At 61.8% G+C, this 22,656-nt stretch carries 24 protein-coding genes and 1 tRNA gene; 14 read left to right on the forward strand and 11 right to left on the reverse strand.

The genetic code is table 11. The annotated features are described in order from the left end of the window. The 7 genes from N6L27_RS07465 to N6L27_RS07495 all read right to left on the reverse strand — a co-directional run. On the reverse strand, nt 1–391 hold a 391-nt coding region (locus N6L27_RS07465; protein WP_271906603.1), incomplete at its 3' end, for a calcium-binding protein. 167 nt (nt 392–558) lie between these two features. Continuing rightward, nucleotides 559–2,181 carry a hypothetical protein gene (locus tag N6L27_RS07470; protein ID WP_271906604.1) on the reverse strand — a complete coding sequence of 541 codons (1,623 nt, stop codon included), beginning with the start codon at nt 2,179–2,181 and terminating at the stop codon, nt 559–561. Between the two features lie 34 nt (nt 2,182–2,215). Further along, the gene (locus tag N6L27_RS07475) at nt 2,216–3,022 is read right to left on the reverse strand and encodes a DUF2927 domain-containing protein (protein ID WP_271906605.1); all 807 of its coding nucleotides are present in this window, start codon (nt 3,020–3,022) and stop codon (nt 2,216–2,218) included. 440 nt (nt 3,023–3,462) lie between these two features. Beyond that, nucleotides 3,463–3,539, reverse strand: a tRNA-Arg gene (locus N6L27_RS07480). A gap of 98 nt (nt 3,540–3,637) precedes the next feature. After that, nucleotides 3,638–5,023, reverse strand: a complete 1,386-nt coding sequence (locus N6L27_RS07485; protein ID WP_271906607.1) for a sensor histidine kinase — start codon at nt 5,021–5,023, stop codon at nt 3,638–3,640. Nucleotides 5,024–5,038: 15 nt separating this feature from the next. After that, a complete protein-coding gene (locus tag N6L27_RS07490) occupies nt 5,039–6,457 on the reverse strand; it encodes a dihydrolipoyl dehydrogenase family protein (RefSeq protein ID WP_271906608.1) in 1,419 nt (472 codons plus the stop codon). A 2-nt stretch (nt 6,458–6,459) separates the two neighbouring features. Next, entirely contained in the window at nt 6,460–7,221 is a 762-nt protein-coding gene (locus tag N6L27_RS07495) for a TVP38/TMEM64 family protein (RefSeq protein ID WP_271906706.1), read from the reverse strand. A 374-nt stretch (nt 7,222–7,595) separates the two neighbouring features. Here N6L27_RS07495 and rpmH point away from each other — a divergent pair, with 374 nt between their 5' ends. From rpmH to N6L27_RS07545, 10 genes are all read left to right on the forward strand, one after another. Then, entirely contained in the window at nt 7,596–7,730 is a 135-nt protein-coding gene (gene rpmH / locus N6L27_RS07500) for a 50S ribosomal protein L34 (RefSeq protein WP_008554144.1), read from the forward strand. A 23-nt stretch (nt 7,731–7,753) separates the two neighbouring features. Continuing rightward, nucleotides 7,754–8,179: a ribonuclease P protein component gene (rnpA, locus tag N6L27_RS07505; RefSeq protein WP_271906609.1), complete on the forward strand. Its 426-nt coding sequence runs from the start codon at nt 7,754–7,756 to the stop codon at nt 8,177–8,179. Nucleotides 8,180–8,235: 56 nt separating this feature from the next. After that, nucleotides 8,236–8,466 (forward strand): membrane protein insertion efficiency factor YidD, encoded by a 231-nt coding sequence (gene yidD, locus N6L27_RS07510; RefSeq protein ID WP_271906610.1) that lies wholly within the window; start codon nt 8,236–8,238, stop codon nt 8,464–8,466. A gap of 56 nt (nt 8,467–8,522) precedes the next feature. Continuing rightward, entirely contained in the window at nt 8,523–9,410 is an 888-nt protein-coding gene (gene ttcA, locus N6L27_RS07515) for a tRNA 2-thiocytidine(32) synthetase TtcA (RefSeq protein ID WP_271906612.1), read from the forward strand. Nucleotides 9,411–9,476: 66 nt separating this feature from the next. Further along, on the forward strand, nt 9,477–11,021 hold the full coding sequence (locus N6L27_RS07520; RefSeq protein ID WP_271906613.1) for a putative bifunctional diguanylate cyclase/phosphodiesterase: 1,545 nt from the start codon (nt 9,477–9,479) through the stop codon (nt 11,019–11,021). Between the two features lie 133 nt (nt 11,022–11,154). After that, on the forward strand, nt 11,155–12,963 hold the full coding sequence (yidC, locus tag N6L27_RS07525; protein WP_271906614.1) for a membrane protein insertase YidC: 1,809 nt from the start codon (nt 11,155–11,157) through the stop codon (nt 12,961–12,963). Then, nucleotides 12,960–13,712: an MOSC domain-containing protein gene (locus N6L27_RS07530; RefSeq protein ID WP_271906616.1), complete on the forward strand. Its 753-nt coding sequence runs from the start codon at nt 12,960–12,962 to the stop codon at nt 13,710–13,712. Before yidC ends, N6L27_RS07530 begins: the two co-directional genes overlap by 4 nt. Next, a complete protein-coding gene (gene yihA, locus N6L27_RS07535) occupies nt 13,712–14,359 on the forward strand; it encodes a ribosome biogenesis GTP-binding protein YihA/YsxC (protein WP_271906619.1) in 648 nt (215 codons plus the stop codon). The genes N6L27_RS07530 and yihA overlap by 1 nt, the downstream gene beginning before the upstream one ends. Nucleotides 14,360–14,364: 5 nt before the next feature. After that, entirely contained in the window at nt 14,365–14,730 is a 366-nt protein-coding gene (locus N6L27_RS07540) for a DUF2946 family protein (RefSeq protein ID WP_271906621.1), read from the forward strand. 70 nt (nt 14,731–14,800) lie between these two features. After that, nucleotides 14,801–16,198 carry a PepSY-associated TM helix domain-containing protein gene (locus tag N6L27_RS07545; RefSeq protein ID WP_271906623.1) on the forward strand — a complete coding sequence of 466 codons (1,398 nt, stop codon included), beginning with the start codon at nt 14,801–14,803 and terminating at the stop codon, nt 16,196–16,198. Between the two features lie 138 nt (nt 16,199–16,336). On the opposite strand, the gene N6L27_RS07550 is transcribed toward N6L27_RS07545, so the two are convergent. Next, nucleotides 16,337–17,065 (reverse strand): SDR family NAD(P)-dependent oxidoreductase, encoded by a 729-nt coding sequence (locus tag N6L27_RS07550; RefSeq protein ID WP_039183817.1) that lies wholly within the window; start codon nt 17,063–17,065, stop codon nt 16,337–16,339. A gap of 134 nt (nt 17,066–17,199) precedes the next feature. Between N6L27_RS07550 and argB the strand changes: the two genes are divergently transcribed. Next, entirely contained in the window at nt 17,200–18,060 is an 861-nt protein-coding gene (argB, locus tag N6L27_RS07555; RefSeq protein ID WP_271906626.1) for an acetylglutamate kinase, read from the forward strand. Nucleotides 18,061–18,165: 105 nt separating this feature from the next. Here argB and N6L27_RS07560 read toward each other — a convergent pair whose 3' ends face one another. Then, nucleotides 18,166–18,498, reverse strand: a complete 333-nt coding sequence (locus N6L27_RS07560) for a GYD domain-containing protein (protein WP_271906628.1) — start codon at nt 18,496–18,498, stop codon at nt 18,166–18,168. Between the two features lie 236 nt (nt 18,499–18,734). Between N6L27_RS07560 and N6L27_RS07565 the strand changes: the two genes are divergently transcribed. From N6L27_RS07565 to N6L27_RS07575, 3 genes are all read left to right on the forward strand, one after another. Continuing rightward, on the forward strand, nt 18,735–19,436 hold the full coding sequence (locus tag N6L27_RS07565) for a ferredoxin (RefSeq protein WP_271906629.1): 702 nt from the start codon (nt 18,735–18,737) through the stop codon (nt 19,434–19,436). After that, nucleotides 19,433–19,930, forward strand: a complete 498-nt coding sequence (locus N6L27_RS07570) for a SixA phosphatase family protein (protein ID WP_271906630.1) — start codon at nt 19,433–19,435, stop codon at nt 19,928–19,930. The genes N6L27_RS07565 and N6L27_RS07570 overlap by 4 nt, the downstream gene beginning before the upstream one ends. A 101-nt stretch (nt 19,931–20,031) precedes the next feature. Continuing rightward, nucleotides 20,032–20,484 carry a DUF411 domain-containing protein gene (locus N6L27_RS07575; RefSeq protein WP_271906632.1) on the forward strand — a complete coding sequence of 151 codons (453 nt, stop codon included), beginning with the start codon at nt 20,032–20,034 and terminating at the stop codon, nt 20,482–20,484. A 67-nt stretch (nt 20,485–20,551) separates the two neighbouring features. Here the strand turns inward: N6L27_RS07575 and N6L27_RS07580 are convergent, their stop codons facing one another. Beyond that, the gene (locus N6L27_RS07580; RefSeq protein WP_039173494.1) at nt 20,552–21,343 is read right to left on the reverse strand and encodes an amino acid ABC transporter ATP-binding protein; all 792 of its coding nucleotides are present in this window, start codon (nt 21,341–21,343) and stop codon (nt 20,552–20,554) included. 12 nt (nt 21,344–21,355) lie between these two features. Continuing rightward, on the reverse strand, nt 21,356–22,654 hold the full coding sequence (locus N6L27_RS07585; RefSeq protein WP_271906635.1) for an amino acid ABC transporter permease: 1,299 nt from the start codon (nt 22,652–22,654) through the stop codon (nt 21,356–21,358). Nucleotides 22,655–22,656: the final 2 nt, after the last annotated feature.

Here is a 22,656-nt window from a genome sequence, read left to right on the forward strand (position 1 = left end):
TTCCGATGCCGCCAAGCACCAGATCATCCCCTGCACCATTCTGATCGCTGATGGACTTGGCAGAAATACCTGCAAGATCCAGCACGGTTCCGTCCGCGAATTCGATCAGCTCCATGTCTTCGAGCGTGTTGTCGAAGTGGTCTGTGACGGTGACGGTGTCGCCGTTGCTCAGGGTGATAACCAGATCCTTGCCCGCGTTCTGCGAGAAAGTGACGTCCTCCGCGTTGACATCGGTGAAGACGAGGCGGTCGTTGACGTTCTGGCCGCTGCGGTCTGCGATGACATCATTGCCATCGCCGAGGCTGTAGAGATAGGTGTCCGCGCCGCCGCCACCGCTCAGGGTATCGTCTCCTGCACTTGCCCAAAAGACTGCGTTGTCGACACTAACCAAATGATCTGCTCCACTAGTACCGATGAGCACGTCAGAACTGGATGTCTCTATTTGAAACACGAAAGCCAATGCGAAGCTCGGATTTGAATAGCTCTCGGCTGCGTTTCTTAAATCAAATTCGAAGCTATCTTGGGTTCTCTCCAAGTCCGGGCGAATTAACTGAATAATTAGGCCGAATTTGATGCCTCCAAGACTCCAGCTGAAACTTCATCCCAGAGTTCGTGCATAACGAACTCAAATCGGCCCGTCTCGTGCAAGGTGTCAAATTCAGGATTTCTTAAGCTTGCGAAATAACTGAGAGAAAATAATGGGTGGTCTGTAGGGGATTCAATCCTGCCGAGTGCGAGGCTAGAGGACGGACTTTCAGCCATAAAGCGAGCAGCGAAATCATTTGCGATCGTATCAAATTGTAGATCCAAATCATCGCCTGCATTTTGACGTGGGTCAGCGTCGCCATCCTGAACAAAATCTCTCCCGTAAATCACCTCTAGAAATGCAAGTTTTCGTGCATCTACATAGGACCCTCTAGAAGTTGGATCGATGCTATCTACATCAGCCCATTGAAAGAGGAATTCTACAAAGTTTTCTCGAAAGGACGCTACGTTTCCGGCCTCAAGTTGAGAAATTAGCTCAATGCCAGACGCCAATAGTTCGTTTGACGTTGAGAAAGAAACAAGCGTAGAGGGAAGGTTTCCGTACCCGAAAAGGCGAGGCATGAAGAGAGCTTCAGTGCTGAATTCGAAATTTTCGGGAAGAATAAAGTCGCCAATTTTTGGATCATTTTGAAACCAAACATCTTCGATAGAAGACGAACTTCCGTCACTCCAGGTGACTGAAGAACGGTCCGAAATTAGATTGCCCTCATTGGTTTCTGATACAGTAGCTGCATTCAAATCAATACGAATTAGGCCCGCCTGAGAAAGGCCTTGCAACTCATTTTCTTCGCTCGTTCCACTCGAATTTAAATCCTGCCAAAGAAGAAGATCGCTGAACTGGTCGTCGGACGCGTCAATAATGCCATCACCATTACTATCCAGTTCAGACAGTTTGGAGAACCCATTTTCATGTCCAACATCGTTTCCAAAGAGTTCCGCCTGGTTGTCAATCACTCCATTATTATTCAAGTCAAGAGCTAACAACGCATCATCTGGTGAAACCCACCCTGTTTTCTCTGCAAAACCGTTGTTGTCTAAATCGAAATGTACATCGGAATGCTCAAGGGAGAGCAACTCAATACCATCACCGTCAAGATCGATAACAAGTGGCGAAATCGGCGGGCACGGGAAAGCCCCGTCCTCTGGCAGAGTGTTTTCTGAGGAACCTTCTCCTGCGCTGTCCGGGTCTCTCCCAGGCCCACTCCCTCCTTCTTGGCCATCCGAGCCGCCAAATAGGCCTCGCGCCCATTCCGACAGGAGTATTTTGGAGTTGGTATATCTCGCCCATGCATTGCTGCTTGTATTATGAGATTGACCTACCCAATGCGGCAAACCTGCCGCCACCCAAGCTTCGTTTGGAACTCCGTGCGTAGACGGCGTTTCTGAAGGAGTGATGGTAGTCGGACCATAAACTTCATCTATAACTGCGTCAGCAACAGCAGCAAAGTCATCAACTTTGTTTGCAGTTTGCGCGACGTCTCTGAGTGCTTCAGTTAAATCTCTTAACGGACCATCAGGAACACCTTCAGCTACGTCTTCCCACTTATCAGCCAAGGCATCCCTTACTTCTTCCGACGCTTCTGTGAAAGGATCATCATCCTGTGGTGCTTCATCGTTATGGGGACAATCTGACACTGCCACTCTCCTTTATTTTGATATGCCTTATTTATCAGTTAGCTGGGCATAAATCTCTAATTGCCGCCTTAAGGGAAGAAGTCGTTTCAAAGTGAGAGGAATCTATACTGTAGTATATCTTCATCATTAAAATCAATTCCGGTGGAAATTTGACAGATCCGCCCTCCCCGTATAGAAGGGGGTAGCTGTCAAAAAGAGATTCACTGCCCTCAGGGTCACTAAACAATCCGGATGAGTTGTATAGCTCTTCATAGATACATGATTCTGTTTCGGAGGGCGAAAGATGTGAATTGATAGCAATATTGACATGCAAAACTTCACCATCAGCTTTGTAAGCCCTCCCCGAACATGGGATGCCGCTCTCTGAAAATTTCTCCAAATATCTTGACACCTCGAGAATTCCCATCCTCTTCACGAGGGTGAGTGTATTTAAATCTGCAACAAAGATTAGTAAGTTACCTAAATCACTCCCGACGGTAACTGAAAGCCCTGACGCTTCGTGAAAAATATCACCAAAATATTTAGCTGATTTTTCAAAAGTTTCATTATGGGGATTTAAATGGCCGCCCTCAATTAAAGATATCCTTAAGGGTTGATTCCATTTTTCGGTTGAGGGTCCGCATTTTTCTTCTCTTCTTAGGTGGGCGCACCTTTCTGAGCCTCTCGCCATATAAAAGAGGTCATTGCGAAACTTTTCGCTGCTAGCGACAGCGCAACCCTCCACGCCCAATGATTCACCCGTCAAGGCTTGTGTGCCATGAAGAAAGGCACAAAAAACAGTTACCCAAAAAGTCGATCCGGAACGCATGTCAATGTCGCTTTTAATGCTTGTGAGGTCCATTAATCGTTCATAAGTTCTAGGTGGTTGCTTCTTGCTTTTTGCAATTTATGGATGCTTGCGTGCTCCGGTGATCCCTTTATGGTTCCGATATCACTGGCTGCAAAGAAGTAAAGTCTTAAGTAGCTGAACCTTTGTGACCGTCCGGTGGGGTCAACCCCAGAGCAACCGATCATACCAAGACCTTGGTCAGAAACCCAGAGCGGACCTTAAGGCGACAGCAGCATAGTCCCGTGAGCGGATTTGCCGTGGCAGGGCAGTGAACGACCGTTCAGGCGCCGATTGCGTCGTGCTGCAGAAGCGAAGGCTTGGCAAGCGATCAAGGTCCGCTGTGGGCTCTCTGGGCACCTTAGCTGCATGCCGCATGAACGTCCGTTTTTCTGGGATTGGGTCAGAAAACTGACAAGAAGGTCAGTTTTGCTTGGCATTCGACATTTGGGAAGTGGCGGACCGAGGAGGATTCGAACCCCCGACCCCTTGATTCGTAGTCAAGTACTCTATCCAGCTGAGCTATCGGTCCACTGCGGCGGGGTTTACTCATAGCTTCGCGCGGGCGCAACCCCAAAAACAAAAATAGTTCGGGCCGCCGCCATTTTCAGGCTGTCCCTTGCGAAGGTCTCACAGCGTGCCGTCGCCCTTAGGCAGGCAGATCTCGAACACGGTGCCCTCGGCACCGGTCTTGTTCAGCCTGACGCTGCCGCCGTGGCCGCGGGCCAGTTCGCCTGCAATCGCCAGCCCCAGCCCCGTGCCCCCCTTGCGGGCGCCGCCCTGGAACGGGGTGAACAAGTTGTCCTGCGCCCTCTTGGGCAGGCCCGGTCCGGTGTCCGATACTGTGACGTACCAGGCGTCCGCCTCCTCGCGGGCCTCCACCGTGACCTGTCCCGGATTGCCGGTGGCGGCAATCGCCTGGCGGGCATTGCGCACCAGGTTCATCACGATGCGGAACAGCTGCTCCGGGTCAGCACGCAGCATCATGGGCTTGGGCACCGCGTTGATGATCCCGACGTTGCCGCTGTCTGCGGCCAGCAATTCGCTTTCGGCGATGTCGGCAGTGATCTCATGCAGGCAGACCACGCCGAAGGTGGGCGATGGCTCTTCCGCCTTGCCAAAGGCCAATGTGCCTTCGCACAGCGACACCGCCCGGGTGATCGAGTTCACCAGCTTCGGCGCCAGGCGGCGCACCAGGGGATCCTCGCTCATCTCGATGCGGTCAGTGAACAGCTGTGCCGAGGTCAGGATGTTGCGCAGGTCGTGGCTCACCTTGGCCACCGCGCCCCCCAGCTGGGCCAGCCGCTCGCGCTGTTTCAGCGCCTGTGTCAGCTCGGTCTGCAGCTGCATCAGCGCCTCTTCCGCCTCGCGCAGCTCCACCACGCTGGAGCTGGGATGGATGATGCCGCGCGCATCCTCCGGTGCCGCCGCATAGCGCTGCATATAGCCGACCACGCCCTTGATCGGCTTGACCAGCACGATCCGCACCGCCCCGAACAGCAGCACCGCGGTAAAGACGGAGATCACGGCGGACAGGATCAGGATCCGCACCCCGTAGTCGATCATCGCCGCGCGCAAGGGGGCGGTTTCCATGGTCACTTCGATCAGGAGGCCCGCCTCGCGCACCGGCGCGCCAATCACCCGGATGATCTCATTCTCCGGGCGGATCAGCCGCATCATTGCGTCGCGGATCAGGGTCAGGGCGCCGGCCATACGCAAATCATAGGTGGCGGTGATTTCCTGCGGGATCGGCGAGGCCAGCATCAGCTGGCGGATCTCGTCGCGGCGCAGCACCACGTTGTAGACGCCCGCGTTCTCCAGCAGCTCCGCTTCCAGCTCGGTCTCCAGCATGTCATCAGCCAGAAGCGCCAGCGAGGCGATCTGCGCCCGCTCCAGCCGGTCGGCCAGGTAGTCCTCGCGGAACCGTGCAATCGACGGCACAAAGATCAGCACCTCGGCCAGCATCACGAAGACCGTGGTCAGGATCAGGAATCTGCCCGAGAGCGTGTTGAGCATGAAGCGGCCTTCAGTTCATGAAATCCAGCGCTGAACAAAGCGCACTGCGCGTTTAACAAATCTACTCTCAAACAGCCGCGGGGAGAAATAGGCTCCGGCAGCCCGTTTGTTAATCTCGCTCATGCTGGGATAAGGTGCAACCATTGCCGCCACTTGGCTCATCTTCAGGCCATTGGCGATGGCCATCGACCACAAGGCGATGTGCTCTCCCGCCTGATGGCCCGCAATGGTGACCCCCACCGGGCGCCCCTTGGCCACCATCACCTTGATGAAGCCCCTTGTCTTGCGTTCTGCAATGGCGCGGTCGTTGTGGCTGTAGCCGAACCGCGCCACCTCCAGCTTTACCCCGTAACGGTCGCGCGCCTGCATCTCTGTCAGCCCGACCTGCGCCAGCTCCGGATCGGTATAGGTGGCCCAGGGGATGTGGCTGGTCTTCGCCTTCGACGGCAGGCCGAACAGAGCAGAACGGATGATGACGCTGGCATGGTAGCCTGCTACATGGGTGAACTGCATCCCCCCCGCCACATCGCCAATGGCATATACTCTCTTATTCGTGGTCAGCAGGCTTTCATCCACCTTGATGCCGTTGCCTTGCGTCTCAATCCCGGCAGCCGCAAGGTTCAGCCGCTCCATATTGGCCTTGCGCCCCACCGCCATCAGCAGGTGGCTTCCCTTGAAGATGCTGCCGTCCCTGGTTTCGACCTCGATGGCACCCGCCTGACCGCCAATGCGGGAGACCATGGCGCCTTCGGCGATCTCCACGCCTTCTGCGCGCAGGGCATCCAGCACCAGCGCTGCGGCCTCCGGGTCGTCCTTGCCCAGCGCCCGCTGGCCTTCGATCACTGTCACCTTGCAGCCCAGACGGATATGCGCCTGCGCCATTTCCATGCCAATCGGACCGCCGCCGATGATCAGCAAGTGCTCCGGCTTCTCACGCAGATCTAACAGCGTTTCGTTGGTTTCATAGGGCACCTTGTCCAGTCCCGGGACCGGCGGCACCAGCGGCGCCGAGCCGGTGGCAATCACCACCCGCCGCGCGGTGATGCGGTACGCGCCTGCGGCGACTTCGGTTTCCGAGGTGAAATGCCCGAACTCCCGGATCACCCGCACGCCGAAACCCTCGAACCGCTCCTGACTGTCCACCGGGGCGATGGTTTCGATGACCTGATGCACATGATCCTTGGCCGCCGCGTAGTCCGCCTGCGGCACCTGATCCGCCACGCCGAATTCACTGGAATGCGTCTGACGATAGGCTGCCTTGGCGCTTGCCAGCAGCGCCTTTGAGGGCACACAGCCGTAGTTCAGGCAATCGCCGCCCATCTTGTGGCCTTCCAGCAGCACCACGTCAGCCCCCATCTGACTGGCGCCCGCCGCCACCGAAAGACCGCCGGAACCGGCCCCGATGACCAGAAGATCGCAGGTGATACGGGTCATGTTCAGCGCCCCTTCTTCTTGCCGCGGATGGATTTCACGATGATCGGCATCGCTGCCAGCACACACAGCCCCAGGATAGGTCCGATCACATGCGGCTCCCACAGCAGGCTCAGGTCCGGGTCCTCGCCGCGGTCAAAGACAGAGCCGACGCCCACGCCGATCCAGGTAAAGACGATGGCGCCGGGAATGATCCCCGCCGCAGTGGTCCACAGGAAGTTGCGGAAACTCACCCCGACCAGCGCGGGCAGCAGATTGGCGACAAAGAACGGCACCGCCGGCACCAGCCGCAGCAGCAGCAGCACCTCAACCTCATTTTCCCGCAGTGCCTGTTTCAGCATCTGCACCCGGCCCTCTGCCGCCTCCATCTTGGCCGTGAGCCAAGCCCCCAGCCCCATGCGCGCAGCCAGGAAGATGCCCGCAGCGCCGATGGTGGCAGAGACCACATTGAAGACAGTGCCCGCCGCCAGCCCGAACAAAAAGCCGCCGGTGACAGAGGCCACCGCCGCCCCGGGCAGCGAGAACACCACGATCACGATGTAAATCCCCATGAACAGCGCCACCAGCCCAGGATAGTTCTGATCCCGGAACGCCATCAGCGCCTCGCGGTTGTCACGCAGCGTGTCAAAGGTCAGGTAATCCTTCAGCACCACCGCGCCGATCAGCGCCACCGCCACCACCGCAATCAGCGGCAGATGCCGCGCCAGTCCCGGCTTGGCACCGTTCTGTTCCTTGGGCTGGGGATTCGTTTCCGGTGTCTCTGTCATGCCGCTCATCTGGTCCGTTCCAATTGCGCTCTTGCTGTTGCTACGTCTTAAATGGTTTTTCCGCGAGGCTGGTTCCCCCTGCCTCACAGGCGCTTGATCACAACCCCCGATTCCGTGAGCTTTATGGCAGAATCACCGCCCCCGTGTTACAGCCGCCCTGTCCGGGCAGGCCGCTCCGGGGCAGTTTTCGGCAGAAATGTTGCACACCCGGCGGCCTTGCCGTCACCCTCAGAGGCGATTTCTCACCCCAAAAGGTGATTTCTCACCCTACAGGGTTTGACTTACCCGCCATTCCCTCCTAAAGACCGGGCTTCGAGATAGACCCCGGGCGGGCGATTCCGCGCACCCGATGACAAAATGTGGAGACCGGAGCGATGAAACGCACCTATCAGCCTTCGAACCTGGTTCGCAAACGCCGCCACGGCTTCCGTGCGCGCATGGCCACCAAGGCAGGCCGCAAGATCCTGAACGCACGCCGCGCCCGCGGCCGTAAAGAACTGAGCGCATAAGCTCAGTTCACGTTCTGACGGACATGACACCGCCGGAGGCCCCCAAGGACGGCAACGCTGCCCGCGGGGACACGCCTCCGGCGGTGTCCGTTTGTCCGCCTGACACCCAAAAGATCGAGGTCATGGCCAAACGCCGTGATTTCCTCGCCTGCGCCCGCCCGCCTGCGCGCAAGCAGGGCACTAAGGCGATGATGGTGCAGGGCCGCAACCGCCGCGATGACGGCGGCATCCGCATGGGCTTCACCTGCTCCAAGAAAGTCGGCAACGCGGTCGCCCGCAACCGCGCTAAGCGCCGCCTGCGCGAGGCCGCGCGGATGATTCTGCCCTACCACGGCCGCCCCGGCTGGGATTACGTGCTGATCGGCCGCGCCATTGAGACCGCCCAGCGCCCGTTCGAAGAACTGAAGCGCGACCTGATCTATGCGCTGAAGAAGATCCACGGCCAGTAACCGCTCCGGCCTGTGGCCGCATTGCCACCGGGCCGCCCTGCCCCTATCTATCCGCCATGACCCCGCTGGCCCATCTCTTTGCCCTGCCCGTGCGCGCCTACCGGCTGCTGTTCAGCCCTTGGGTCGGCTTCAACTGCCGCTACCAGCCCACCTGTTCGGCCTATGCCTTGGAAGCGCTGGAGAAACACGGGGCCATCAAAGGCGCCTGGCTGACCGCACGCCGGATCGGACGCTGCCACCCGTTCGGCGGCGACGGCTATGACCCGGTGCCAGAGCGCAAGGACTGACCCCCTCCACGCCTTTTTTCCTTGGCAAAACGCCCCGCCTCGGCTAGGGCGCGGCCATGCTTGATGATGATCTGGACGAAATCCACCCGCTGTTTGCCGGCGCCCCCTCGACCACCGAGTTCAAGAAGCTCAGGAAACGCATCGTGCGCTACGCGCGCGAGGCGATCGAGCAATACGGCATGGTGGAGCGACGCGAAGACGGCAGCACGCCCAAGTGGCTGGTCTGCCTGTCGGGCGGCAAGGACAGCTATACCCTGCTGGCGGTTCTTTATGAGCTGAAGTGGCGCGGCCTGCTGCCGGTGGACCTGCTCGCGTGCAACCTGGATCAGGGCCAGCCCGGTTTTCCGGCGACAGTGCTGCCGGAGTTCCTCGAGAAGATGGGCGTGCCGCACCGGATCGAATATCAGGACACCTATTCCATCGTCGTCGACAAGGTGCCGCAGGGGCGTACCTACTGTGCGCTGTGCTCGCGTCTGCGCCGCGGCAACCTCTACCGCATCGCGCGCGAGGAGGGCTGCTCGGCTGTGGTGCTGGGTCACCACCGCGACGACATCCTGGAAACTTTCTTCATGAACCTGTTTCACGGCGGCCGGCTGGCGACCATGCCGCCCAAGCTGGTCAATGAGGAAGGCGACCTGTTTGTGTTCCGCCCGCTGGCCCATGTGGCAGAGGCAGACTGCGAAAAGTTTGCCCGCGCCATGAACTACCCGATCATTCCCTGCGATCTTTGCGGCAGCCAGGACGGGCTGCAGCGCCAGCAGGTGAAACAGATCCTCGACCAGTGGGAATCAAATTCACCAGGCCGCCGTCAGGTGATGTTCCGCGCGCTGATGAATGCGCGCCCGTCGCATCTTCTGGACCCGAAACTGTTCGATTTCGCGGGTCTTGAGCTGAAGATTGCCGATTCCGCAGGCGAAAATCCGGAAATTCCCCAGCTGCGTTAACTCCCGGGTTATATCAGCATCTTAGTCTCAGGGCCGAACGAACGGCTGCAGACGAAAGGTCTGGGAATGACACATACGGGTTCAGGCTTCCTGGCACGCCTCCGGCATATCCTCGCCCCCGCACTTACCGGGCCGGCGATGCTGGCCTTTTTGCCTGCTCTGACCCTGGCCACCTTTTGGATCGGCGGCGAAACGGCACTGCTGGCCGTTGCGCTGGGGCTGCCGGTCCTGATTGCCGCCGGCGGCGGCTTCAGCAAACTGGGCGGCGGCTCTCAGCCGCGCGACCCGGTCACCGGCATGATGCTGCGCAACGGGTTTGAGCAGGAGGCCGCCCGGATCCACGCCGAATGCAGCGAGGGCGGACTGCGTTCTGCCATTTTCATTCTGGAGCTGGACGACCACCGGGAACTGACGGGCCGTCACGGTCAGGAGGCCGGCGACCGGTTCATGCAGCATTGCGGTGCGCAAATCGTATCAGCGCTGCGTCAGGACGACATCGTCGCCCGGATAAGTGACAGCCGCTTTGCGGTCTGCCTGGCACCAACCCTGCAGCTGGACCTGGAATTGTGCATTCAGCTGGCCGGCCGCATGCAATCCGCCACCGAGGAACCCCTGGCGCTGGACGGAACCACCATCTACATGACCTCTTCGATGGGTTTCTGCCAGCACAGCCGCGCCCCCGGCGCCACGAGCTCCGAGTGGATCAGCGCTGCCGCTGCCGCCCTCTCTGAGGCGCAGGGCAACGGGCCTGGCGGCATCCGGGCCTATTCCACCGACATGCCGGGCTGCACCGGCAGCCGCTCCACCCTGCGCGAGGAAGCTGCTGCAGCGCTGGAAAGCGGCCAGATCCAGGCCTGGTTCCAGCCGCAGATCTGCACCGACACCGGGCGGGTTTCGGGATTTGAGGCGCTGGCCCGCTGGCAGCATCCGGTGCAGGGCCTGATCCCGCCCTCGACTTTCCTGCCCGCGCTGGAGGAGGCCGGACTGATGGACCGGCTGAGCCAAGTGATGCTCTACAACGCGCTGGTTGCCATCAAGGCCTGGGATGATGCCGGGGTGACGGTGCCTTGCGTCGGCGTCAACTTTGCCACTCAGGAGTTGCGCAACCCGGGCCTGGCGGGCCGCATCAAATGGGAGCTGGAGCGCTTCGGCCTGCCGGCTGACCGCCTTTGCGTGGAAATCCTGGAAACGGTGATGACCGATCAGCCTGACGATGTGGTCACACGCAACATCCTCGCTCTCAGCGAGCTGGGCTGCCCGATTGACCTGGATGACTTCGGCACCGGCCATGCCTCGATCTCCGCGGTGCGCCGCTTCAACATCTCCCGCATCAAGATCGACCGCACCTTCGTGATGAAGGCGGATCAGGACCCGGAGCAGCAGAAACTGATCTCTGCCATCCTGACCATGGCCGAGCGGCTGGAGCTGGAGACCCTTGCCGAGGGGGTTGAAACCGCAGGAGAGCACGCGCTGCTGGCGCAGCTCGGCTGCGGCCACGTGCAGGGTTTCGGCATCGGCCGCCCGATGCCCTTTGACCAGACCCTGGACTGGATCACCGCGCATGAAGCCAAGCTGCAGGATGCGCCGGCAATTGGCCGCCAGACGCCCTGAACGCGCAATTCCTTTGAATTTCTGCCGCACCGCCCCCCCTTGACGCCCCGCTGCACCGCGATTCTGCTTGACCTTTGCGGCCCACCTCTGTTGAACCCCTCGTGTCCTTCCCTACACGAGGTGGCAGTCCCCAATGGACGATCAGAACAAAAATCTTATTCTCGCAACCGTACTCAGCTTTCTGGTGATCCTGGGGTGGTATACCTTCTTCCCGCCGCCGGAACCGGAGCAGGCACCGCAAACCGCGGTCACTGAAACCGCGCCTGCCGGCGATACCGCTGCCGCGCCCAGCGCCGCAGGTGCCGATGCGGTGGCAGACACCGCCGCCGAAGAGGCCGCCGCCCCGGATGCGCCGCGCGTCGCCATCGACACCCCCCGCGTCACCGGCAGCATCTCGCTGCAGGGCGGCCGGATCGACGACCTGTCGCTGAAGGACTACCGCGAGACCCTGGATGAGGGCTCCCCGATCGTCAAACTGCTGAAGCCCGTGGGCGAGGCCGGCGCCTATTACGCGCTCTACGGCTGGGCACCGGGCGCAGGTCTGACCTTGAACGACGTGCCAGGCGCCAACACCATCTGGTCCGCCCCTGAGGGCGCCACCCTGTCCCCCGGCAGCCCGGTCACGCTCACCTGGGACAACGGCAATGGCCTGACCTTCTCGCGCACCATCGCGGTGGATGAGGATTACATGTTCTCCGTCACCCAGTCGGTTGCCAACGCCTCCGGCGGCACCGTGTCGCTGGCGCCCTACGGCACCCTGGCCCGCCACGGCCAGCCCGAGGGGCTGAAGAATTTCTTCATCCTGCACGAAGGCCTGGTCGGCATGACCGACGGCGAGCTGGCCGAGACCGACTATGACGACATGGCCGATTTCGATCCGGACCCGCGCGACGGCTCCAAGTCCAGCGTCAAGCAGGTCGAGGCGAACGGCTGGATCGGCTTCACCGACCACTACTGGATGTCCACCCTGGTGCCCGCACCGGGCCAGGGCTTCCGCTCCATCGCCAAGTTCGATGAACGCCGCGATATCTACCAGACCGACATCGTGCTGCCGACCGTCACCGTGGCAGAGGGCCAGTCCACCGAAGTGACCACCCAGCTGTTTGCCGGCGCCAAGGAATGGGACGCCATCCGCGGCTACGAGAAGGCGGGCATCGAGGGCTTCCTGGACGTGATCGACTGGGGCTGGTTCTTCTTCCTGACCAAGCCGATGTTCTGGCTGCTGCACAATCTGAACGTCCTGATCGGCAACATGGGCTGGGCGATCATCGGCCTCACGGTGGTGATCAAGATCCTGGTGTTCCCGCTGGCCTATAAATCCTATGCCTCCATGGCGAAGATGAAAGAGCTTCAGCCGGAGATGGAGAAGCTCAAGGAGCGCGCCGGCGACGACCGCCAGAAGATGCAGAAGGAGATGATGGAACTGTATAAAAAGGAGAAGGTGAACCCCGCCGCGGGCTGTCTGCCGATCCTGATCCAGATCCCGATCTTCTTCTCGCTCTACAAGGTGATTTTTGTCACCCTGGAACTGCGCCACGCGCCCTTCTTCGGCCCCTTCCAGGACCTCAGCGCGCCGGATCCAACCTCGATCATGAACCTCTTTGGCCTGCTGCCCTTTGCCTCCCCGGCACCTGAGAGCATCTTGGCCCTGGTCTTCATCGGTATCCTGCCGATCCTGCTCGGCATCTCGATGTGGCTGCAGCAAAAGCTGAACCCGGCGCCCACCGACCCGACCCAGCAGATGATCTTTGCCTGGATGCCCTGGGTGTTCATGTTCATGCTGGGCGGCTTCGCCTCCGGCCTGGTGGTTTACTGGATCGCCAACAACACGATCACCTTCAGCCAGCAGTACCTGATCATGCGCAGCCATGGCTACAAGCCGGACGTGTTCGGCAACATCAAGTCGAGCTTCAAGAAGAAGCCGAAGGCTGAGAAGGAATGACCGCAAAGGTCACAGACATCTGGCGCCACCCGCTCAAATCCCATGGGCGGGAGGCACTGGAAAGCGTCACCATGATCGCCGGGCAGACCATGCCCGGCGACCGTGTTTGGGCGGTTGCGCATGAGGCCTCCAAGGCGGACGGTTCCGAATGGGTGCCCTGCGCCAATTTCACCCGCGGCTCCAAGGCGCCGGGGCTGATGGCCATCAACGCCCGGCTGGACGATGCCAGCGGCCAGCTGACGCTGACCCACCCTGCCCGGCCTGATCTGACATTCGACCCGGAAAATCCGGACGATCTGCAGCGCTTCCTGGAGTGGGAAAAGCCGCTGCTGCCCGAAAACCGCGCCGGGTCTTCCCGTATTGTCAGGGTGCCGGGCCGCGGCATGACCGACACACCATTCCCATCGGTGTCGCTGGCCAACTTGTCTTCCCACCGCGCGGTGGAGCAGGCGATCGGCCACACCCTCTCGCCCCTGCGCTGGCGCAGCAACATCTGGTTCGACCTGGGTGATCCTTGGGCCGAAAACGACTGGCTCGGCCGCGAGGTGCAGATCGGCGAAACCGTCTTTGCGGTGCGCGAGCGGGTGGTGCGCTGCCTGGCGACCACTGCCAATCCCGAAACCGGCGAACGCGACGCCGATACGCTCAAGACCCTCAAGGACAATTGGGGCCACCAGGATTTCTCGGTCTACGCCGAGGTGGTGCGCGGCGGCGAAATCCGCCTGGGCGACGCGGTAAAGGTGCTGTGATGCAGATGCAATTTTCCCTGGCCGAAGCGCCGGATGAGATCTCCGCCGAGAAGGGCCGCAAGCTGTTTGCAGGCGAGACCGAGTTCCTCAAGGGCGTGGTGGCAATGAACGGCCTGCCGGACGCCGACCGGGTGGAGGTCTGCTTTGCCGGCCGCTCCAACGTCGGCAAGTCGAGTCTGATCAACGCGCTGACGGGCACCAAGGGCATCGCGCGCGCCTCCAACACCCCGGGCCGCACCCAGGAGATCAACTTCTTCACCCAGGGGCCTGCGCTCTATCTGGTCGACCTGCCCGGCTATGGCTATGCCAACGCGCCGCTCAAGGTGGTAGAGCAATGGCAGAAACTGCTGAAACGCTACCTGTCCGGCCGCCAGAACCTGCGCCGCGCCTTTGTGCTGATCGACAGCCGCCACGGCGTGAAGGCGGTGGACGACGAGATCATGAAGCTCCTGGACAGCTCCGCCGTCACCTTCCAGTGCGTGATGACCAAGGCCGACAAGGTTAAGGAAAAGGACCGCGCCAAGGTGCTGGAGCAGGTGAAGGGCGCGCTGGCCAAACACCCGGCGGCCTATCCGGAGATTGTGCTGACCTCATCCGAGAAGGGTGACGGGATCGCCACCCTCCGCTCCATCATCGCCGGGCTGTAACTGACGTGCTCAGCCGCCTGCCCTCCCTGCTGGTTGTGATCGCCCTGGCCGTGGCCGGGCTGATCCCCTCCGGCTGGATGCCTGCCTCGGCGCAGGACGGCAAGGTGCTGCTGGTGATCTGTACCGGCCACGGGCCGGTGGAAACCTGGGTCGATCTGGACAGCGGCGAACCCCACGCACCTGCCGAACAGATGGAGGACCGCAGCTGTCCGTTTGCAGCCCTTGGCGCCGTGGCGCTGCTGCCGGGCAGCCTGATCAGCCTGAACCTGGAACCGCCTCTCAGCGACCGCTGGTCGCGCGAGGCCTTCACCCATCGCACCGCCGGCTTCCACTGGCGCTATGACGCCCGCGGCCCGCCCGCACTCTCCTGATTTTCTGAACAAACTGACATTTCCGCCGGCGCCCCGCGCGCCCGGCCCCGTTCCGGTATGGAGAGACACCATGGCAACCAGCCAACCGCAATCCGCGGACCCATCGCGTCCGCTGTCCCAAAAATTCTACGCCGCCGTCTGGCGCTGGCATTTCTATGCCGGCCTCTTTGTGATCCCCTTTTTGATCATGCTGGCCGTCACTGGCCTGATGATGATGTTCATCACCCAAGCAGATGGCCGCGACGGCGAGAAGATCACCGTCACCCAAGGCACCGCTGAACTAAGCATCCCCGCACAGGAGGCCGCTGTTCTGGCCGCCCAGCCCGGCACCATCGCCGAATGGATCGGCCCCAAGGCCCCCGATCTGGCCGCCGTGTTCCGGGTGAAAACAGATGACGGCCAGCGCCTCGTCGCGCTGGATCAATACACCGGTGAAGTAATCCAGGTCTGGGACCGCCGCGCAGGCTGGTACGACTTTGCCGACAACATCCACTCCACTCTGCTGATCGGCGACACCGGCGACCGGCTGATCGAGATTGCCGCGGGCCTTGGCATCGTGCTGGTGCTGACCGGGCTGTACCTGTGGTGGCCGCGCGGGAATGCCGTCAGCGCTTTTGTCCCCAACCTCCGCGCCCGCGGCCGGGCGTTGTGGAAGAACCTGCACGCCGTCACTGGTTTCTGGATGTCGGCGCTGCTGGTGATCTTCCTGATTTCGGGCCTCTCTTGGACTGGAATCTGGGGCGGACAGATGATGCAGGCGTGGTCCACGTTCCCAGCAGCAAAATGGGACAATGTGCCCCTGTCCGATGATATCCACGCCAGCATGAACCACGGATCCATTAACGATGTGCCCTGGGCACTGGAACAGACCCCGATGCCCGCCTCCGGCTCTGACGCGGGCATTACCGGCGTGGCCGAGGGCGCGACCGTGGATGCCGCCAGCCTGATCGCGCTGGGACGTGACCTGGGGATGGAGGGCCGCTTCCGCCTCGCCTACCCCGGCGGTGAAACAGGCGTCTGGACCATAAACCGCGACAGCATGAGCGGCGACGGCGACAGCCCCTTCATCGACCGCACCGTGCATGTCGACCAGTACACGGGCAGGATCCTCGCCGATGTGAAATACGCGGACTACTCCTGGGCCGGCAAGGCGATGGCCGTCAGCATCCCCTTCCACATGGGTCTGATGGGCACCTGGAGCTTCATCCTGAACGTGGTCTTCTGCCTAGCGGTGATCTTTGTCTGCGTCTCCGGCCTGGTGATGTGGATAAAACGCCGCCCCGCCGGTGCCGCCCGCCTGGCCGCACCGCCGGAACCGGCAGAGATGCCGTTCTGGAAAGGTGCCGCGCTGATCGCCGTGCTGGTCTCGCTGGCCTTTCCGCTCACCGGCCTCGCGCTCTTGGCTGTTCTGGCGTTCGACGTGCTGCTGCTCGGCAATCTGCCCATGCTGAAACGCGCGGTGAGCTGACAATGAGCTGAGGGCAGCGCCCGCCCCGCCGGGGTGGGAAGCGAAGCGCCCGCCCCGTCGTGCTGGAAGCACGCCTTCGGCATGACGGGGGGCGGGACGGGCGCTGCCCGGCCTCACGGCCGGGCCGAAGATCTGCAACTAAACGTGCTGGGCGCCGTTCACCTCGATCTCGGCGCCGGAGATGTAGGAACTGCCCTCCGAGCACAGGAAATAGATGGCTGAGGCCACCTCCTCCGGCTGGCCCAGCCGCTGCATCGGCAGCTTCTCGACGATCTTCTCGGTACCGGGCGACAGGATCGAGGTTTCCACCTCGCCCGGCGCAATCGCATTGACCCGCACACCCATCGGACCGAAATCATGCGCCATTTCCCGCGTCAGCGCCGCCAGCGCCGCCTTGGAGGTGGCATAGGCCGCGCCTGCAAAGGGATGCACCCGGCTGCCCGCGATCGAGGTCACGTTGACCACCGATCCCTTGGCCGCGGCCAGCTCATCCTTCAGGCCGCGGGCCAGCACCACCGAGGCGAAGAAGTTCACGTGAAACACCTTGCCCCAGTCCATCAGGTCGGTGTTGAGCGTGCTGAGCCGCTCGCCCTCCGGCCCTTTGGGCGAAATGCCCGCATTGTTGACCAAGGCATCCAGCTGCCCGTCCAGCAGCTCCTGGATCCGGCCCACCCCGTTGATCGTGTCCGACGGGTCCGACAGGTCCAGCTGCACATGGTTCTCCTGGCCGCCGCCCCAGGGGCATTCCTGCGGGAACGGCTGGCGCGAGCAGGTGATGACCCGCCAGCCCTCGGCGTTAAACCGGCGCACGGTTGCATGGCCGATGCCGCGGCTGGCGCCTGTCAGCAGTAGTGTCTTCTGGCGCATGGCGCCCTCCTGATGAGAGAATCTGGGCTGAGCCTAGCATCCGCGCCGCCATCTGCAACGGGGTGCGCCAAAGCCTCCCCTTGGCAGCAGCGCCGGAACCCCGTAACACATTCAGACCAAGGGATGATGCAGCAATGAAGAAACAAGACATGAACCGCGATTGGATTGCCACCGCCGAAACCCTCTCCAGCGCGCTGCCGTATTTCCAGCGCTTTGCAGGGGCGATTGTCGTCATCAAGCTCGGAGGCCACGCCATGGGCAGCGACGAGGCGATGGAGACCTTTGCCCGCGACATCGTGCTGATGCGCCAGGTGGGCGTGAACCCGGTCATCGTGCACGGCGGCGGACCGATGATCAACGCGATGCTGGAAAAGCTGCAGATCAAGTCCGAATTCGTGAACGGCAAGCGGGTGACCGATGCCGCCACCATGGAAGTGGTGGAGATGGTGCTGTCCGGTGTCGTCAACAAGCGCATCGTGCAGGCAATCAACAGCCAGGGCGGCCGCGCCGTCGGCCTGTCGGGCAAGGACGCGAACCTGATCACCTGCGACCAGGCCGACCCGGACCTGGGCTTTGTCGGCGCACCGGCGGAAATGGACCCCAAGGTGCTGCACGGGCTGTTCGAGAAGAACATGATCCCGGTCATTGCCCCCATCGGGTCGGGCAGGAACGGCGAGACTTACAACATCAACGGCGACACTGCGGCCGGCGCCATCGCCAAGGCGCTGCAGGCCGACCGGCTGCTGCTGCTGACCGATGTTGCGGGCGTCAAGAACGCCGGCGGTGAAGTGGTGACCGAGCTGAAGGCTGCGGACGTCGAGGAGATGACCGCCAGCGGCGTCATTGCCGGCGGCATGATCCCCAAGACCGAAACCGCGCTGGATGCGGTCCGCGGCGGCGTGCGCGCCTGCATCATTGTCGACGGGCGGGTGCAGAACGCGGTTCTGCTGGAACTTTACACCGACCACGGCGCAGGTTCGATGATCCGCGCCTGACCGCCGCGCGCCACGCGAAACTCAGGAGGGGCGCTGCCCCTCTTGGCCCTGCCGGGCCAATTCACCCCGGGATATTTTCAGCCAGATGAACAGGGGATCCCGGGATCAGCTCCCCGGCGCCTTGTACGCACCCGCAATGGACCCCGCCTTCTTCTGGATCTCGGTAAACTCATCCGAGGTGAAGGCGCGCACGGTCCTGAGGTTGCTGACCGCACCGCTGGCACCGGTTGCCAGGAGGCCTGCCAGCAGGCCGCTGATGTCGTCAATCGTGACCTTGATCGCAAAATCATGGTCCCCGGTGGTCAGATAAAACGTCTCCAGCTTTCCGCCCGCGGCCTCGACAAGAGCACGGGCAGCGGCCTCGCGGTCACTGGGGTTTTCGATCATCGCCTTCATCGCAGAAGACGTATAGTTCCCGGTCACGATAAATCTTGGCATTCTGTCACTCCCTGGGGCGGAAGATGCAGGCCGTTTTCAGGCACGATGCCGGATAATCCGGCCTGCATGCCCCGGCGGGATCATACCACGGATCACGTTTCCGGCATATGAGGAAGGCATGGGGGCTGAGAGCTGGCAGGAAGACGCCGGCAGGCCAGAGCGGGACGTTTTTGGCCTCTGCTGGCGCCAGCACCGCTGCTAGGCTCGCCCCAAGCCGCCTGACGGGGACGCCTGAAATGAGCCATAACGGAAATCCCGCTGCCCGCCAAAGCAGCGCTGCTTCTTACGCTGCCGCTGAGACGGCCGCCGCCGGCGCCGGTATGGCGCTTCAGGGCGCGCTGCACCCGGCCCGCCGGCCGGTCCAATCGCTGGAGGGCGGCACCCTGCTGCTTCTGGGCACAGGCAGCGCCTTCTGGCCACTGTTCCAATCCAGCCCGGAATGCCTCGACGGCGCCCCGGACCCGGTCGACCGCTGGTCCGCACGGGTGATCGGCGCGCTGGCGGATACATTGGGCGGCACCGCCTATTTCCCCTTTGGCGGGCCGCCCCACACGCCCTTCATCAACTGGGCGCTGGGGACCGGGCGGTTTTTCACATCCCCGTCACAGATGCTGGTGCATGATAGCGCCGGCATGATGATATCCATGCGGGGGGCCATTCATTTCGAACAGGAATTTGACATTCCCCCTGCACCTTTGGCACAGTCCCCCTGCGACAGCTGCCCCTCCCGTCCCTGCCTTGCCGCCTGCCCTGTCAGCGCCCTGGCCGACGGAGGCCCCTACGATCTGGCGGCCTGCCACGCGTATCTCGACACCAGCGCAGGCGCCGGATGCATGTCCGGCGGCTGCCTTGCCCGGCTGGCCTGCCCGCTCAGCCGCACTGCCCGCCGCGACCCCGGCCAAACCGCACATCACATGAGGCATTTTCACCCGCAATGACCTGCACCCTGATCCTGACCCGCCACGCCAAATCCGCCTGGGACACCAATGTCCCCAGCGACCATGCCCGCCCTCTGAACAAGCGCGGCCGCCGCTCAGCCCCGGCCATTTCCGCCTGGATGCGCGAATGCGGCTACCTGCCGGATCAGGTGATCTCCTCCTCGTCGCAACGCACCCGCGAGACCTGCGAGCTGATGGACCTGGGGGTTCCTGCCACGTTCACAGAGCGGCTGTACCACGCCAATTCCGATATGATCTTCAAGGTGCTGAGCGAGGCCGAGCAGAAGCGGGTCATGGTGATCGGCCACAACCCCGGCATTGCCGCCTTTGCCCATACTATCGTCTCCAGTCCGCCCGACCATGCGCGGTTCGACGACTATCCCACCGGCGCGACGCTGGTGGCTGAGTTCGATATCGGCAGCTGGCGCGAACTGAGCTGGAGCAGCGGCAAGGTAATCGACTTTGCGGTGCCGCGGGAGCTGCTGGGCGAGTGAGCCCTGCGGCACGCTGGCGCATCCCGCGCAGGAGGCCACTGGCAAAGGCGCGCGCGCCTGCTTAGATTGCCTGCCAGACATTTGCCGGACTGGAGACCGTCATGCACCGCCGTTTTATGCTGCTGGCCGCAGCCGCCCTCCCCTTTGCCGCCCTGCCCGGTTTCGTGGCAGCGGCAGAGACCATCCGCATCATGAAATCGCCCAGCTGCGGCTGCTGCTCCGCTTGGGCCGATCATCTGGCCGCCGCCGGATTCCAGACCGAGGTGCGCAATGTGGCGGACGCGGATCTGTGGGCCATGAAGGAGCGGCTGGGCGTCAGCGGCGATCTGTCCTCCTGCCATACCGCAATGGCCGGGCCTTATGTGATCGAGGGCCATGTGCCTGCCGAAGACATCCGGCGGCTGCTGGCGGAACAGCCCAAGGCGCTGGGGCTGAGCGTGCCGGGCATGCCGATCGGCTCACCGGGCATGGAGATGGGGGACGAGCGCGAGGCGTTTGACACCCTGTTGATCCTGGCGGACGGCACGACTGAGGTATTCGCAAGCCATTCCTGAACACAGGTTCCGCAACAAAAAAGGCCGGGCGCAGTGCCCGGCCTTTCTGTTTGGTGGTGCAGTTGCCTCAGTGGCCCAGGATCTGGCTGAGGAACAGTTTGGTGCGGTCGCTCTTCGGGTTGTTGAAGAACTCTTCCGGCTCGTTCTGTTCGACGATCTGGCCCGCATCCATGAAGATCACCCGGTTCGCCACCTGACGGGCAAAGCCCATCTCGTGGGTCACACACAGCATGGTCATGCCTTCCTCGGCCAGTTCGATCATGGTGTCCAAGACTTCCTTGATCATCTCCGGGTCCAGCGCCGACGTGGGTTCGTCGAACAGCATGATGCGCGGCATCATGCAAAGCGAGCGCGCGATGGCCACACGCTGCTGCTGGCCGCCCGACAGCATGCCCGGGTATTTGTGGGCCTGCTCCGGGATCTTCACCTTCTCCAGGAAGTGCATCGCCCGCTCTTCGGCTTCCTTCTTGGGTGTCTTGCGGACCCAGATCGGCGCCAGGGTGCAGTTCTCCAGAATGGTCAGATGCGGGAACAGGTTGAAGTGCTGGAACACCATCCCGACCTCGGACCGGATCTTGTCGATGTTCTTGAGGTCGTTGGACAACTCGGTGCCATCCACCACGATCTTGCCCTGCTGGTGCTCTTCCAGCGCGTTCAGGCAGCGGATCAGGGTGGATTTGCCGGAGCCCGACGGGCCCGCGATCACGATCCGCTCGCCCTGGTTGACGGTCAGATTGATGTCGCGCAGCACGTGGAAGGACCCGTACCACTTGTTCATGTTGGTGATTTCAATGGCAACCTCGTCGCTCACCTGCATTTTGGAGCGGTCGATTGCGCGGTCGGACATAAGTTCAGACATATGTTGAACTCCTTAACGGTGGTCGGTGGCGAGACGGCGCTCGAGCCACTGTGAGTATTGTGAAATGCCGTAGCAGACGACGAAGAACAGAAGCGCAGCAAAGCCCAGAAGCTCCCAATAGACCCCGTTCCACTCGGTGGAGGCGAGGATCGGGCCGCGGATCATGCCCACCAGGTCGAACATCGAGATGACCGAAACCAGGGTGGTGTCCTTGAACAGGCCGACGGCCACGTTCACGATGCCCGGGATGGAGATCTTCAGCGCCTGCGGCAGGATGATCAGCCGCATCGCCTGGGGGTAATCCAGGCCAAGGCTGTCAGCCGCTTCATACTGTCCCTTCGGCAGGGCTGCCAGGCCGCCGCGGATCACCTCGGCGATATAGGCTGCCGAGAACATGGTGATCATGATCACCACGCGCAGGAACAGGTCGACGGTGCTTTCCGGCGGGAAGAAGTAGGCCAGCATCACCGATGCCACGAACAGCAGGGTGATCAGCGGCACGCCGCGCACGAACTCGATGAAGACGACGCACATCCACTTGATCAGCGGCATGTCCGACTGACGGCCCAGCGCCAGCGCGATGCCCAACGGCAGCGACAGCGACACACAGGTCACGCCCAGCATCAGGTTCAGCATGAAGCCGCCCAGGTCGCGCGACGGCACGGCCTGCAGCATGGCGTTGTCGGACGCCCCGTCCGGGATCAGCATTCCGCCGATGATCCACACAGCAAAGGCTGCGGCAATCGCCCCGAAGAAGCCGACCGCAAAACTGCTCTTGCCGTAGGTCTGGAACACGAATGCGCCTGCAGCAAAGCCGACCAGTGCCACGATGGGCGCCAGGATGGTGCCGCCCCAGATCAGCCAGAAGGCCAGAAACGGGTAGACCGCGGTAAAGGCCAACAGCTTGCGCGGCAAGTCAAAGAACAGAACCGGCGCAATGGCAAACAGCAAGAGCACCAGGGCCAGGTTCGGGCGCCAGTACTGGTCCGACGGGTATTTGAAACCATACAGAAGCTGGTTCCAGCGTTCGGTCAGCACCGAGAAGCAGGCGCCGGTCTTGCCCTGCAGAACCTCGCGGCATTCCGCCAGCGAGCTGGTGGTCCACACGCCGTTCAGCAGCCACGGCAGGGTCTTGCTGAGCAGAATGTAGATGACCAGCAGCGATGCAATGGTCAGGGCAGAGTTCACTGCATTGGAGAACAGGTTTTCCCGCAGCCATTTGACCGCGCCGGTTTCCCCGGCTGGCGGCGGCGACGGCGGGATTTCGGTATCGCGGACAAAGGCGATGGAGTGTGCGTGCGTATCGCTCATGT

The organism is Leisingera sp. SS27 (genome assembly GCF_028368855.1).
Lineage (GTDB): Bacteria > Pseudomonadota > Alphaproteobacteria > Rhodobacterales > Rhodobacteraceae > Leisingera.